The following is a 13,023-nucleotide window of genomic DNA, read 5'->3' on the forward strand; positions in this document are numbered from 1 at the left end:
AAAAAGAGGCCTCAATGAGGCCTCTTTTTTATTGCCGATCCGTTAATCCGGCTTACCGTCTACCACGCCTGCGGTGTTATCCAGCAGGCTCTTGGTGGCGGTTTGCAGGAACGACTCGAGTTTCTGCTTCAGCGCCGCTTCGTCGGGCGATTCGGCGATTACTTTGCCGGTCGGGTTGGCGCCCAGTTCGTATTGCCACAGTTTGGGTGGCATTTCCTTGGGCAAGACCAGCACGCGGTCAGCCGTGAGCAGGGCGACGGTCTGGTCGCTGCCCGACGGTTTGATCACGCCGAAGCCTTTGTCGCCTTCCGGCAGGTTGAGCAGGTCGCGGCCCCAGCACTGGTGCAGGGTGTCACCGCCCAGGCGGCCCATGATGGTCGGGACAATATCGATCTGTGTGCCCACGGTGTGGTCACGCTCGCCGAACTTTTCCTGCATGCCCGGCGCGATCATCAGCATCGGTACATTGAAACGGCCCAGGTCCATCTCGGTGATCTGCTGCTCGTTACCGAAGCCGTGGTCACCCACCACCACGAACAGGGTTTCCTTGAAGTACGGCTCCTTGCGGGCCTTCTCGAAGAACTGGCCCAACGCCCAATCGGAGTAACGCATGGCGGTCAAATGCTCGTTGAGGCTGCCACGGTCAGTGACTTTCTCGACCGGCAATGGCGTCGGCAACGCGTACGGGGTGTGGTTGGACAGGGTTTGCAGCAGCGCGTAGAACGGCTTGCCGCCTTCGCGGGCTTTCAGTTCTTCCAGGCCACGGTTGAACATGTCCTGGTCGGAAACGCCCCAGGTCGGGTCGGAAAACACCGGGTTGACGAAGTCATTGCGGCCAATGAAGTTGGTCATGCCCTGGTTGCTGAAAAAGCCCGACTGGTTGTCCCAGGCGAAGTCGCCGTTGTAGACATACACATCGTCGAAATCCCGCGCGCTGAGCAACTGCGGCAGGCCCGACAGCTTGTGGCTGCCTTCGGGGGTCTGCATCAGGTATTCGAAGCCCGGCAGGTTCGGGAAGCAGGCCATGGTGGCGAACATACCCTGGTGGGTGTGGGTACCGTTGGAGAAGAAGCGATCGAACAGCAGGCCTTCCTTGGACAACTTGTCGAAGTACGGCGTGATGTTGCCTGGACGGCCCAGGGCGCCCACCGAGTGACCGGCGAAGCTTTCCATCAGGATCACTACCACGTTCTTGATCGGCAGGGTCTTCTCGGCCGGTGGCGTGAAATCACGGCGCACGGCAGCGGTGTCGGTATCCACCAGTTTTTCGCTCGGCAGCACCAGCATGTCCCGCACGGTCTGGGTGGCCAGCGGTTGCTCCAGGGTGGCCTTCCAGATGTTGGAACGCTCTTCGGAGAAGCGCGACTTGGCGGCGGCGATCAGCGACAGCGTGCCATTGAGGCCAAGCTGGTTGGCGAAGTTCGAATCAGTGGTGTAGACATCCCCCCAACGCAGCGGCGGACCCTGGCGCAGGGTGCCGCGGATGGCAACCACCGCGACCAGCAGGCACACCACGAACACCGCGATGCGGCTGTACCACGGCGCCACCGGGCGCGTGCCGATGCTGCCGCCACTGAACGGGCCACGCGGGCGCGTTGCGCGGTCGGCGCCCTTGAAGGCCATGCTCAGGATCAGCGTGCCCACGGCCCAGGCCAACAGGTAACGCACCACCGGGAACCCGTACCAGAGCATGCTCATCACGGTTTTCGGGTCTTCCTTCACATACTGGAAGACCAGGCCGTTGAGGCGCTGGTGGAACTCACGGTAGAAGTCCATCTCCATCAGGCCCAGGAACAGCGCAATGCTGGACGCGACGGTCAACCACAAGCGGAAGAACCCACGCGCCGCCATCGCCCGTACGCTAAACAACGCCAGCAGCAGCGGGATCAGCAGGTACATCACCAGGCGGATATCCAGGCGCAGGCCATTGGCGAACGCTTCCAGGAAGGTCGAGGCCGGTGTGTCGAGGATCATCTCGCGGTTGTAGACCAGCAACGCCAGGCGCAGCAGGGAGAACATCACCATCATGACCAGTGCGCAAAGCAGCGTGTACGCCAGATGGGATTTGACGGTCGGTTGCAGCAGGCGATTTGAAGCGCGCGGCTGATTCAGGGCGTCCGGGTTTGCCATGTCGTTTTAGGACCCATTGGAAGTTGAAGTTGCGAAATAATGCAGTGGCGTCCGTCCCTCGCCCAGGCTGGCCGGGGTGGGCGGTTAACGCGGTGGGGCAAATGGTGCCCGATCAACGGCATCAACGCTATAAATTACTTAACGAGCGCCGTCGGCCTGCCTTTATAGGAACTAGGGGATAGAGCCGTGGCAGCGGAATAAAGCGGGCGAATTGTCTTGGATGGGATGTGAAAATTTCGTGCAGCGAATATTTCGACACACAAATCTCCCAGGCATACCGAAAACAACTGTGGGAGGGGGCTTGCTCCTTGTAGGAGCGAGCTTGCTCGCGAAAAACGTCCAGGCAACGCGTTCATTCTGAATAAACGCGGGGGCCCTGAGTGCTTCGCGAGCAAGCTCGCTCCTACATGGAGCAAACCCCCTCCCACATTATTGTGCTCACTCTGGATTTGAAGTGAGCGAGCGATCAGATGCGCACGTTACCGCGCGGCCCGGCGATCGCCCAGATGATCAGGCCCAGTACCGGTAGCAGCAGGATCAGCAAAATCCACAGCACCTTGGCGCCCGTGCTCGCGCCGCTTTTGAACACGTTGATGATCGCCCATATATCCAGCGCGAGGATGATCAGGCCAATCAGGCCGTTGAAAGTGGAACCCATGGTGTCGCTCCTAAGTGAGGGCATGCCCTTGTAGGATAGTCAGCCCTGGCCGGGGTTCCGTTTTATTTCAGACGTGTACGGCAATCTTCAGGGCTTCCAGCGACGGTTCGGCCTGGATGCCGACCTCGGCGCACAGCTCCAGCACGCGCGGCAGGTCATTGCCGAACACCAGCACGGCCTGGATTTCGTCATCGAGCAACTGGCTGAAGTTGAGCAGCACATAGCCGCCGTCTTCCGGGCTCAGAGCGCTCATTTGGATCTGGATGCGGTTGAGGGCCGTCAGGTCTTCGGTCTTCGCCAGTTGCTTGGGCTTGAGGTTGAACGCCACGCCCGGACCAAACGAGGCGACGATCTGGGCAAACAGGTCGGCGTAGCTGTCAGCCTGGAACAACACAGTGTCCGGCAGGCTGCCGATTACCACCCACTCCCCCAGCGGAATCGGGAAGGTATCGTCGTAGTTGATATCCGGATTGGCCGCCAGAAAAGCCGCAGGGTCCGCGTAGGCCTGAGCCGCTTCGTCGGCAATACGCGCCACCTCGTCCTCGGCCATGACGCCGGCGCTGATTTTGCTGATGAGTTCGACGAGAGCGGTTTTCATGGGATGGTCCTGTGACGGGCGGGTTTTCGAGGGCGCGTAGCCTACACCAGTTTTTGCAACAACGCCGCCGTATCCACGGCCCCCATGGTCTGCGCCGCGGCCAGCGCCGTCGCGCCCTGGGCGTCGGTAGCCTTGGGATTGGCCCCTTGGCCGAGCAGGTATTCGAGCATTTCGACGCGGTTGAACATGGCCGCCATCATCAATGCCGTGCGCCCATCCGAAGAAGCCGCTTCAACCGGGGTTCCGCCCTCGATCAGCGCCTTGACCACGGGCAGGTTGCCCTTGAAGGCCGCACCGGCAATCGGCAGTTGGTTCTTATCGTTGGCAATCAGGGGATCGGCCTTGAACTCCAGCAACACTTTTACCGCCTCGGCATGGCCGTGGTAGGCCGCAAGCATCAGCAGCGTGTCACCGTTGTGATTCCGAAAGTTGGCCGGCAAGCCTTTGGTCAAGAGCGCTGCGAGCATGGCGGCGTCGCCTTTGCGGGCGACGTCGAAGACTTGCTCGGCGAATTCGGCGGCTTCGTCTTCGGTCATCTGTTTGGGCTGAGTCGACATGTAGGGCTCCTGTGTGATGCTGTATATGGCGCCCAGTGTCGCGATGGAGTTCCCTGCTGTCATGGCTTTTTTGTTAAAAATGCCGATAGGCACAATCAATAGCGAACGTGGTGCCAGCCCTTCTTTAGCTGTACACGCGGGATTTAAACTGAGTCGTCTCCCGATTAGCGCCTGCGGCCTGAATGGAATTTATCCGCGAAACCCACGGTCATAATCTGTAGGGAAAATGCATTGCGCGTGAAAAGTAACCGGTTGGATAACGCAAAATGCAGGATGCACGATAGCCCTTCATGCAAATTGCACGAAAACGAAAATCCTGAAAAATTATAAGTTATTGATTTACAAGGATTTTTTAAGAGACCCAATACTGGCACAATCACTGCACCTATCACTCCATGCTTGCCCACTTGAGCCAATGGAGCTGATAGACATGAGCCTGATCCAAGATAAATTCGCTTCGGTATTTTCCAACTACGACGTCACCACCCAGCCACGTCCGGACGGCGGCATCCTGTTGACCCTGCGCAACAGCGAAGGCAAGCAGGTGAAACGCTCGATCTCGTATCAGCAGTTGCACACCGCCGACCAACTCACTTGGGTGATCAGCGCGATCCGTCGCGACCTGGCCGAACAAGCCAGTGAACTGCCGCAAATTTCGATGCTGCAAAGCCAGAACCGCTTTGCCTTGCCGACCTACCACTCGGCATAAGCTTCACCCAGCTACAGAGGGCTGCGACGCCGTTGAGCGTCGCGGCCCTTTTTTATGCCGTCAGCACAGGCCCTGGCGCGCCGCCTCATTCATCGCCTGCACGCGGTTATTCACATCGAGCTTGCCGTAGATATTGCGCAGATGGAATTTGACCGTGGCCTCCGAGGTGCAGCGAATCCTGCTCATCTCCCATATGGTCTTACCTTCGGAGGCCCACCGCAGGATCTGCAGCTCCGTCTTGGTCAGGGGCTTGCCGAGCAAACTCAAGCGTCTTCTGATAACCGTCGGCAAAACGTCCAACGGCTGAGATAACTCCTCGGGGCGATTCATTACTTTCTCCTTTTTTATATGCTGATGCGCTGTCACCCTTCGGATTCTTCCTATAGACAGCGACATAAACATTGAGCGAGGAGAGAGTTACATAACTGGCGAAATGAGAGAGCAAGGCCGAGGATAAACAGCCAAGCCCTACATGTATTTAGGCTTCTTCCCACAGCACATTCCAACGTGCCGGGGTTGAACATTTAAAAGTCTTGTATTAGTCGTCCAGCTTGGCAAAGTCACGGGCGATGTCATTACCGGTCAAGGTCGGCACCGAACCCTCTGCGGTGTTGAACATATGCAGCGCGACAAAGTGCGGGTTCTCGCCCATGTCGAACCAATGGGGCATGCCGGCGGGCACGATCAGCAGGTCGTTCTTCTCACACAGCACGCTGTAGACATAATCGCCAATGCGCAACGAGAACAATCCCTGACCAGCGATAAAGCCGTGCGCTTGATCTTCACGGCAGGTGTGCTCGCTCAGGCGTTCGGCCGGCAACGCGTCGTTCTGCGGATGAGCACCGGTCATGCTGATCACCTTGACGTGGGCGTAGCCAAGCGCCTCGATCTGCGACTGATACGCCGCAATCATCTGCGCCTCGCTGGCGCCCTTTTCCAGCGCGCCGGGCTGCCAGCGCGCAAAGCGCACGCCTTTTTCGGCCAGGGTCGACTGAATGTCGTCGAAGTGGGTCAGCACTTTGTTCGGGGTGTCGGGTGTAGTGAGGGGGTAGACAGCGACGTAGCTCATTGCACGGCTCCTTGGTTCGGCTCTTGCAATCGAAGGCCAATGATAACGGCGGCAGCCAGGGCCGCGATGCTGGCGATATTGAAGGTGAGGGACGGCCCCAGCAGATTCCAGCTATAACCGGCATACAGCGCACCCAGCGCACCACCGGTGCCGGCCAGCGCGGCGTAAAGCGCCTGGCCCTGGCCTTGCTGACGATCGCCGAAACTGCGCTGCACGAAGGCGATGGCCGCCGCATGGAAACTGCCGAACGTGGCGGCATGCAGCACTTGCGCCAACAGCAGCACCCAGAAAAATTCGGCAAACGCACCGAGCAGCAACCAGCGCAGTGCTGCCAGCAGGAAACTGGCCAGCAGCACCCGGCGCACGGAAAAGCGCGTCAGGATGCGACTCATGCCCAGGAACATCAACACCTCCGCCACCACCCCGAGCGCCCACAGCAGGCCGATCACGCCACGGCTGTAGCCCAGGTGTTCCAGGTGCAGCGTGAGGAAGGTGTAATACGGGCCGTGACTCAGCTGCATCAACGCCACACAGGCATAGAAGGCCAGCACGCCGGGACTGCGCAATTGGCGGATAAACCCGTCACCGGCCAGGCGCTTGCCGTGGCTGGCGGGCTGCGCGTTCGGCACCCACAGGCTGGCGCCGATGATACCGGCCATGATCACCACGACCACCACCGGGTAGATATCCACGCTCAGCCAGTCGAACAGGCGGCCCATGATCACGACGGTGAGGATAAAGCCGATGGAGCCCCACAAGCGTATCTGGCTATAGCGCGAGGTTTGCTGTTGCAGGTGAGCGAGGGTGATCACTTCGAACTGCGGCAGTACCGCGTGCCAGAAGAACGCGTGCAAGGCCATGACCAGGGCCAGCCAGGCGTAGCTCTTGCTGACGAAAATCAGCGAAAAACTCAACAGCGTGCACACCGCGCCAAAGCGCACGATGGCCAGGCGTCGCCCAGTGTAATCGCCCAGCCAGCCCCAGAGATTGGGCGCCACGCAGCGCATCAGCATGGGGATGGCCACCAGCTCGCCGATACGCGCGCTGGAAAAGCCCAGGTGATCGAAGTACAACGCCAGGAATGGCGCCGTCGCCCCGAGCAGGGCGAAGTAGAACAGGTAAAAGCTGGAGAGGCGCCAATAAGGGAGGGCTGTCACCTTCAGCCCTTCACAGCTGGCCCAGGACCGGCGTACTCACCTGCACATCAGCGTTTTGCCCGCGGTTGCGCAGCAGGTGGTCCATCAACACGATGGCCATCATGGCTTCGGCAATCGGCGTGGCGCGGATGCCGACGCATGGGTCGTGGCGGCCTTTGGTGATCACGTCCACCGGGTTGCCATGCACATCGATCGAGCGGCCCGGCGTGGTGATGCTCGACGTGGCCTTGAGCGCCAGGTGCGCCACGATCGGCTGGCCCGAGGAGATACCGCCGAGGATGCCGCCGGCGTTGTTGCTGAGGAAACCCTGCGGGGTCATCTCATCGCGATGCTCGGTGCCGCGTTGGGCCACACAGGCGAAACCGGCGCCGATTTCCACGCCCTTGACCGCATTGATGCTCATCAGCGCGTGGGCGAGTTCGGCGTCGAGACGGTCGAAGATCGGCTCGCCCAGGCCCGGCTTCACGCCCTCGGCTACCACGGTGATCTTGGCACCGACCGAATCCTGATCGCGGCGCAATTGGTCCATGTAGGCTTCCAGTTCCGCCACCTTGTCCGGGTCGGGGCAGAAGAAGGCGTTGTCTTCGACGCTGTCCCAGGTCTTGAACGGGATTTCAATCGGGCCGAGCTGGCTCATATAGCCACGGATGACGATGCCCTGGGTCGCCAGGTATTTCTTGGCGATGGCACCGGCCGCCACGCGCATCGCGGTTTCGCGCGCCGAGCTGCGGCCGCCGCCACGGTAGTCGCGTTCGCCGTATTTGTGATGGTAGGTGTAGTCGGCGTGGGCCGGGCGGAACAGGTCCTTGATCGCCGAGTAGTCCTTTGACTTCTGGTCGGTATTGCGGATCAGCAGGCCGATGGCGCAGCCGGTGGTGCGGCCTTCGAACACACCGGAGAGGATCTCGACTTCATCGGGTTCCTGGCGCTGGGTAGTGTGACGGCTGGTGCCGGGCTTGCGACGGTCCAGGTCACGCTGCAGGTCTTGCAGAGACAGCTCGAGGCCGGGCGGGCAGCCGTCGACAATGGCGACCAACGCCGGGCCATGGCTTTCGCCCGCGGTGGTGACAGTGAACAGCTTGCCGAAGGTATTGCCGGACATGCAGGGCGCTCCGTGAAGTCAGTTGAAACAAGTCAACCGTAATAACTTAAGGCGGCCAGTATACGCAGGCTAACCCACTAGTTCATCCTCGAAACCTTACCGGTAGACGTTGGTCCAACCGGCACCTCTCCAATGATGGCGCGATGATGCTGCGAGTTTTGCTGTTCACCCTCACCTTGTTTACCGTCGCGGCCCAGGCCGCCTCCCCTGTCGTACTCCAGCGGCCGATCAGCCTGGACACCGGCAGCGGTGAGCTGTTTGGCTCGCTGCTACTGCCGCAGTCCGAGCAACCCGTGCCGGTGGTGCTGATCATCGCCGGCTCAGGCCCCACCGACCGCAACGGCAACAGCGCCGACGGCGCGCGCAACGACAGCCTCAAGCGCCTGGCCTGGGTACTGGCCCGGCACAATATCGCCAGCGTGCGCTATGACAAACGCGGCGTGGCCGCCAGCCTTGCCGCGACCCCTGACGAGCGCAACCTGACCCTCGACGCCTACGTGTCCGACGCCGTGGCCTGGGGCAAGTTGCTCAAGGCCGACAAGCGCATGGGCCCGCTGATCGTGCTGGGCCACAGTGAGGGCGCGTTGGTCGCAGCCCTCGCCGCGCCGCAATTGAGTCCGGCCGGGGTGATTTCCCTGTCCGGCAGCGCCCGCCCGGTCGATCAAGTCATTCGCCAGCAACTGGCCGATCACCTGCCCCCGGCCCTGCTGCTGCGCAGTAACGAAATTCTCGACCACCTCAAGGCCGGCCAGGTGGACGCCGATGTGCCGCGCCCGCTGGAAGGTATTTTCCGGCCCAGCGTGCAGCCTTATCTGATCAGCCTGTTCCGCGCCGATCCGTCGGCGGCCTTTGCACGGCTGACCATGCCTGCCCTGATCATTCAGGGCACCAACGACATCCAGGTCGGCGTCGGCGATGCCCAGCAGCTGAAAAAGGCCAAGCCGGATGCGCAGTTGACGGTGATCGAAGGCATGAACCATGTCATGCGCATCGTGCCCAACAACGTCAAGCAGCAATTGGCGTCCTACAACGACCCGAAATTGCCCCTCGCCGCCGAACTGGGCGAGCGGATAGTGCGCTTCATCGACGGACTTGCTCCCCGTTAAGCGGCAATTGGCCTCCAGTCCTGAAGAAAGCGGCCGATAAGCCCAGAGTCGACCGTAAAAAGACGGTCGGCTCGCAGGGCTTGGACAGGATCGCGCCGCATGACAACCACTGAAGCAACCCCAGAAACCACCGCCGATACCCCGGCAGAAACCGAGGCCGCCGCAGCAGCGGCGCTGCCCTGGGCGGACGTGCACGCCGAACATTTCAAGATGCTGCGCCTCGCTCCGTTGGCCACCGACCGTGCGACCGGCGCGCGGCCATTGCGCTTTGTGCAATTCGGTTATGCCGAGCGCCATGACTCGCATCACAGCCTGTTGCGCATGGTCATCCAATTGCCCGGCCAGCGCGTACGCCGCGAGCAGAACCAGCTGGATATCTGGGTGGATCACGATAAACATCGCGTGCACTTCGGCCCGGGTAACAGCCTGGAAATCGAACCGGTCAACCGCGGTCTCGGCCGTTTCCTGGTCGCCCAGGCCGCTGCCTGGGCCAAGAAAAAATGGTCACACTACCGCGTCGACGGCGTGGACCTGGCCAACAAGGACGCGCTCAACGAAGCCACGCGCCTGCGCCGCGATCACTTCCTGCGCATCCAGGGTTTTGACGTGGCCTACGCCGACGTACAACACCTCAAGGGTAACGTGCAGCCGGGCAAGGTCAGCGAGGTGCTGGACAGTTGGAACACCGAGAAGGTGCAATTCGTCGAAATCCTCGAAGCCGCGCAGATGCTGCAACAGGCCGAGCACAACCTGGCCGAGCACGAAGTGAGACTGCGCAAGGAAGAGGAAAAGGTCACCAAGTTCAAGCGCGAGGACAGCGGGTTGCGCTTCACCATCACCTGCCTGGTGGCGTTTACCGTGTTTCAGGCGGGACTGTTGATCTGGATCGCCACGCACCGCTAGCAGGTGAAATGCGATCAACCTGTGGGAGGGGGCTTGCTCCCGATAAGGGTGTGTCAGTACTGCATCTGTAGCTGACACACCGCTATCGGGAGCAAGCCCCCTCCCACATTGACCACATGGCTCCCGTTATACCCTGGCGGCAAACACCGCCTGATGTTCCCTGCACTGCTCAGCCGTGAGCATGAACACCCCATGCCCACCGCGCTGGAAGTCCAGCCAGGCAAAGTCCACTTCCGGGTACAGCGCCTCGACGTGTACCTGGCTGTTGCCCACTTCGACAATCAGCAACCCCTTCTCGGTCAGGTGGTCCGCTGCTTCGGCCAGCATCCGCCGTACCAGGTTCAAGCCATCATCGCCGCAGGCCAGGCCCAGCTCGGGTTCGTGCTGGTATTCATCCGGCATGTCGGCGAAATCTTCGGCATCCACGTAAGGCGGGTTCGACACGATCAAATCGAAGCGTTGCCCCGGCAGGCCTTCAAAGCCGTCGCCCTGCACCGTATACACGCGCTCATCGACGCCATGCCGCTCGATGTTCTGGTTGGCCACTTCCAGGGCTTCGAAGGACAAGTCGCCCAGCACCACCTCGGCGTCCGGGAACTCGTAGGCACAGGCGATGCCGATGCAACCGGAGCCGGTGCACAGGTCCAGAATGCGCGCCGGCGGCTGGGCCAGCCAGGGTTCAAAGCGGTTTTCGATCAGCTCGCCAATCGGCGAACGCGGAATCAGCACGCGTTCATCGACAATGAACGACATGCCGCAGAACCAGGCTTCTTTCAGCAAGTAGGCGGTGGGAATACGCTCATGGATGCGACGATGCAGTAAACGCTGCACATGGGAGATCTCCTCTTCTTCCAGATTGCAGTCCAAGTAGCTGTCGGCAATTTCCCACGGCAGATGCAGGGCGCCGAGCACCAGTTGCCGGGCTTCGTCCCAGGCATTGTCGGTGCCATGGCCAAAAAACAGGTCTTCCCCATGGAAACGGCTGACAGCCCAACGGATATGGTCGCGCAAGGTGCGCAGGCGGGAAGTGATCACGGGGGCAGACTCCTGGAAAAAACGACTGGCGATTCTAACAGCGTTCACCTGTACCGACGATGTACGAAACGCCTTTGCCATACGTCGGATTTCATCCAAATTGCCACCATTGGGTTAAACAACTCACCCACTTGACAGGGCTGCACGTCAACAACGGCGTACCTTACGATGGTAGCGATTCACAGAACCGCTCAGCCAGTGGACAATGTCACAAAAGCCCCCCTGACAGGAGCCCCAGAATGTCCGTTCCAAAGACGATGTTTCAACTCAGCGGTCGTGGTTACGCAGCTGCCAACCTTGCCCATGCGACGCTCGTGATCATCGACGCCCAGAAGGAGTACCTCAGCGGCCCACTCGCCCTCTCGGGCATGGACGCGGCGGTCGGCAACATCAAGCAACTGGTGGCCGCTGCGCGCAACGCCGGGCGGCCGATCGTGCATGTGCGTCACCTGGGTACCGTGGGCGGCCTGTTCGATCCCCAAGGCGAGCGCGGCGAATTCATCCCCGGCCTGGAACCTGAAGGCGACGAAACCATCATCGGCAAGCTGCTACCCAGCGCCTTCCACGGCACCGGCCTGGAAAAACACCTGCAGGACCTGGGTTCGCTGGACCTGATCGTCTGCGGTTTCATGAGCCACTCCAGCGTCAGCACCACGGTGCGCGCCGCCAAGAACCTCGGCTTTCGCTGCACCCTGGTGGAAGATGCCTGCGCCACCCGCGATTTGCCCTACAAAGGCGGCGTGCTCAGTGCCGAGCATGTGCAGCAAACCGAAATGGCCATCATGGCTGACAACTTCGCCACCCTCGCGTTGACCAAAGATCTGATCTGATCGTCTCTGGGATGAGCGGTGCGCCCTGTTGACTGCCCCGCTCATCCGCAAAACGTGTTCATTTCGCGCATTTACCCCGGGCACAGGAACAACCTGTGTATCTTCCGGTCGAAGGGCCGATACCCTGGAGGAAAGGTCGGAATGAAGATATCCGATGGTTTTGATGCTCGTCGCTTGCGCCCCAAGGGCCCGAGCAACTGGCGTCTGCGCCTGGTGGCGGGCATTGCCGCGCTGCTGGCGATTGTAGGTGTGGCGCTGGCGGGCGCGGGTGGCGCCGGCCTGTTTGGGCATTCGCCAGCACTGGGCGAGCTGAATGCCAGCCCTGGCGGCTCGGCGATCCTGCTGGGCATCGGCCTGCTGGTGGTGTGGCTGGGCGTGTGGTTGTGGCGCCGCAGCCGGCGCAGAATGCGCCAGCCGCTGTCGTTGAACATCGCTTCGCACCTGATGAAAAAACACGACTGATGGCGCTTGGATAGCATTTGCTGCGCCCTGTCCGCCGCGATTTAGGTAAACTGCCCGCCCTTCGCGGAGGCTGACATGCAAGACGACGATTTTTCCCTGTTCAAGAACGAGCTGCGCGGCGTCAAGCCGATCAAGCACGACCGCGCCGACACCGGCAAACCCAAGGCTGATCGGGCGCAGATCGCCAAGCTGCGCCAGGCCGCGACCGTGCGCACCGATGCCACCACCGTGGATGGCTTGTCGGACCAGTTCGTGATCGACGTAGGCCCCGAAGACGAGCTGATGTGGGCGCGTGATGGGGTACAGGAAAGCCAGATGCGCAAGCTCAAGGCCGGCCAGATCCCGTTCGAAGGCAGCCTCGACCTGCATGGCATGACCGTGGAAAAAGCCCGCGAAACACTGTGGGCCTTCCTTGCCGAAGCCACCAAGTTCGAAATCCGCTGCGTGCGCGTCACCCATGGCAAGGCCGTGCGACTGGACGGCAAGCGGCCGATGATCAAGAGCCACGTCAACACCTGGCTGCGCCAGCACGCCCAGGTCCTTGGCTTTACCTCGTGCCAGGCCCGCCACGGTGGCGCCGGCGCGGTGTATGTAATGCTCAAGCGCACCATGATGGAAGGCCGCGACGAGTAACAAGTGCCATCGTCAGGCTTGCAGCGATGTGTCCGCCCCCGTAACCTTGCGCTTTGCGAAAATCCCACAGGTAG

15 protein-coding genes are annotated in these 13,023 nt (G+C 61.0%); 6 read left to right on the plus strand and 9 right to left on the minus strand.

The window, feature by feature from the left end; translation table 11 throughout:
* Nucleotides 1-42 precede the first annotated feature (42 nt).
* The 4 genes from C4J85_RS18480 to C4J85_RS18495 form a co-directional block, all read right to left on the minus strand.
* Complete coding sequence (locus C4J85_RS18480) at nucleotides 43-2,130, minus strand: LTA synthase family protein (protein WP_124367790.1); 2,088 nt, start codon at nucleotides 2,128-2,130, stop codon at nucleotides 43-45.
* A gap of 466 nt (nucleotides 2,131-2,596) precedes the next feature.
* Nucleotides 2,597-2,788 carry a PLDc N-terminal domain-containing protein gene (locus tag C4J85_RS18485; RefSeq protein ID WP_003172956.1) on the minus strand — a complete coding sequence of 64 codons (192 nt, stop codon included), beginning with the start codon at nucleotides 2,786-2,788 and terminating at the stop codon, nucleotides 2,597-2,599.
* A 67-nt stretch (nucleotides 2,789-2,855) separates the two neighbouring features.
* Nucleotides 2,856-3,386, minus strand: coding sequence for a hypothetical protein (locus tag C4J85_RS18490; protein ID WP_124410438.1), 531 nt, complete (start codon nucleotides 3,384-3,386; stop codon nucleotides 2,856-2,858).
* Between the two features lie 41 nt (nucleotides 3,387-3,427).
* Nucleotides 3,428-3,943, minus strand: coding sequence for an ankyrin repeat domain-containing protein (locus C4J85_RS18495; protein ID WP_124404811.1), 516 nt, complete (start codon nucleotides 3,941-3,943; stop codon nucleotides 3,428-3,430).
* 430 nt (nucleotides 3,944-4,373) lie between these two features.
* On the opposite strand from C4J85_RS18495, the gene C4J85_RS18500 reads away from it, so the two are divergent.
* Nucleotides 4,374-4,652: a DUF3509 domain-containing protein gene (locus C4J85_RS18500; protein WP_003172952.1), complete on the plus strand. Its 279-nt coding sequence runs from the start codon at nucleotides 4,374-4,376 to the stop codon at nucleotides 4,650-4,652.
* A gap of 60 nt (nucleotides 4,653-4,712) precedes the next feature.
* Here C4J85_RS18500 and C4J85_RS18505 read toward each other — a convergent pair whose 3' ends face one another.
* The 4 genes from C4J85_RS18505 to aroC form a co-directional block, all read right to left on the minus strand.
* Entirely contained in the window at nucleotides 4,713-4,982 is a 270-nt protein-coding gene (locus tag C4J85_RS18505; protein ID WP_124367793.1) for a response regulator transcription factor, read from the minus strand.
* A 208-nt stretch (nucleotides 4,983-5,190) separates the two neighbouring features.
* On the minus strand, nucleotides 5,191-5,721 hold the full coding sequence (locus tag C4J85_RS18510; RefSeq protein ID WP_124410439.1) for an acireductone dioxygenase: 531 nt from the start codon (nucleotides 5,719-5,721) through the stop codon (nucleotides 5,191-5,193).
* On the minus strand, nucleotides 5,718-6,878 hold the full coding sequence (locus C4J85_RS18515; protein ID WP_124410440.1) for an MFS transporter: 1,161 nt from the start codon (nucleotides 6,876-6,878) through the stop codon (nucleotides 5,718-5,720). The genes C4J85_RS18510 and C4J85_RS18515 overlap by 4 nt, the downstream gene beginning before the upstream one ends.
* Nucleotides 6,879-6,888: 10 nt before the next feature.
* Complete coding sequence (gene aroC, locus C4J85_RS18520) at nucleotides 6,889-7,980, minus strand: chorismate synthase (RefSeq protein ID WP_124367795.1); 1,092 nt, start codon at nucleotides 7,978-7,980, stop codon at nucleotides 6,889-6,891.
* Nucleotides 7,981-8,123: 143 nt separating this feature from the next.
* Here aroC and C4J85_RS18525 point away from each other — a divergent pair, with 143 nt between their 5' ends.
* Both C4J85_RS18525 and C4J85_RS18530 read left to right on the plus strand, forming a co-directional pair.
* Complete coding sequence (locus C4J85_RS18525; protein WP_124363709.1) at nucleotides 8,124-9,086, plus strand: alpha/beta hydrolase; 963 nt, start codon at nucleotides 8,124-8,126, stop codon at nucleotides 9,084-9,086.
* A gap of 99 nt (nucleotides 9,087-9,185) precedes the next feature.
* Nucleotides 9,186-9,989 (plus strand): hypothetical protein, encoded by an 804-nt coding sequence (locus tag C4J85_RS18530; RefSeq protein WP_124367797.1) that lies wholly within the window; start codon nucleotides 9,186-9,188, stop codon nucleotides 9,987-9,989.
* A gap of 126 nt (nucleotides 9,990-10,115) precedes the next feature.
* On the opposite strand, the gene prmB is transcribed toward C4J85_RS18530, so the two are convergent.
* Nucleotides 10,116-11,024: a 50S ribosomal protein L3 N(5)-glutamine methyltransferase gene (prmB, locus tag C4J85_RS18535; RefSeq protein ID WP_124410441.1), complete on the minus strand. Its 909-nt coding sequence runs from the start codon at nucleotides 11,022-11,024 to the stop codon at nucleotides 10,116-10,118.
* A 239-nt stretch (nucleotides 11,025-11,263) separates the two neighbouring features.
* Between prmB and C4J85_RS18540 the strand changes: the two genes are divergently transcribed.
* The 3 genes from C4J85_RS18540 (at nucleotide 11,264) to C4J85_RS18550 (ending at nucleotide 12,949) form a co-directional block, all read left to right on the plus strand.
* A complete protein-coding gene (locus C4J85_RS18540; protein WP_124363712.1) occupies nucleotides 11,264-11,854 on the plus strand; it encodes a cysteine hydrolase family protein in 591 nt (196 codons plus the stop codon).
* A gap of 141 nt (nucleotides 11,855-11,995) precedes the next feature.
* The gene (locus C4J85_RS18545; RefSeq protein ID WP_124363713.1) at nucleotides 11,996-12,316 is read left to right on the plus strand and encodes a hypothetical protein; all 321 of its coding nucleotides are present in this window, start codon (nucleotides 11,996-11,998) and stop codon (nucleotides 12,314-12,316) included.
* Between the two features lie 75 nt (nucleotides 12,317-12,391).
* Nucleotides 12,392-12,949 (plus strand): Smr/MutS family protein, encoded by a 558-nt coding sequence (locus C4J85_RS18550; RefSeq protein WP_003175227.1) that lies wholly within the window; start codon nucleotides 12,392-12,394, stop codon nucleotides 12,947-12,949.
* Nucleotides 12,950-13,023: the final 74 nt, after the last annotated feature.

The organism is Pseudomonas sp. R4-34-07 (genome assembly GCF_003852375.1).
In the GTDB taxonomy this organism is placed as follows: Bacteria; Pseudomonadota; Gammaproteobacteria; order Pseudomonadales; family Pseudomonadaceae; genus Aquipseudomonas.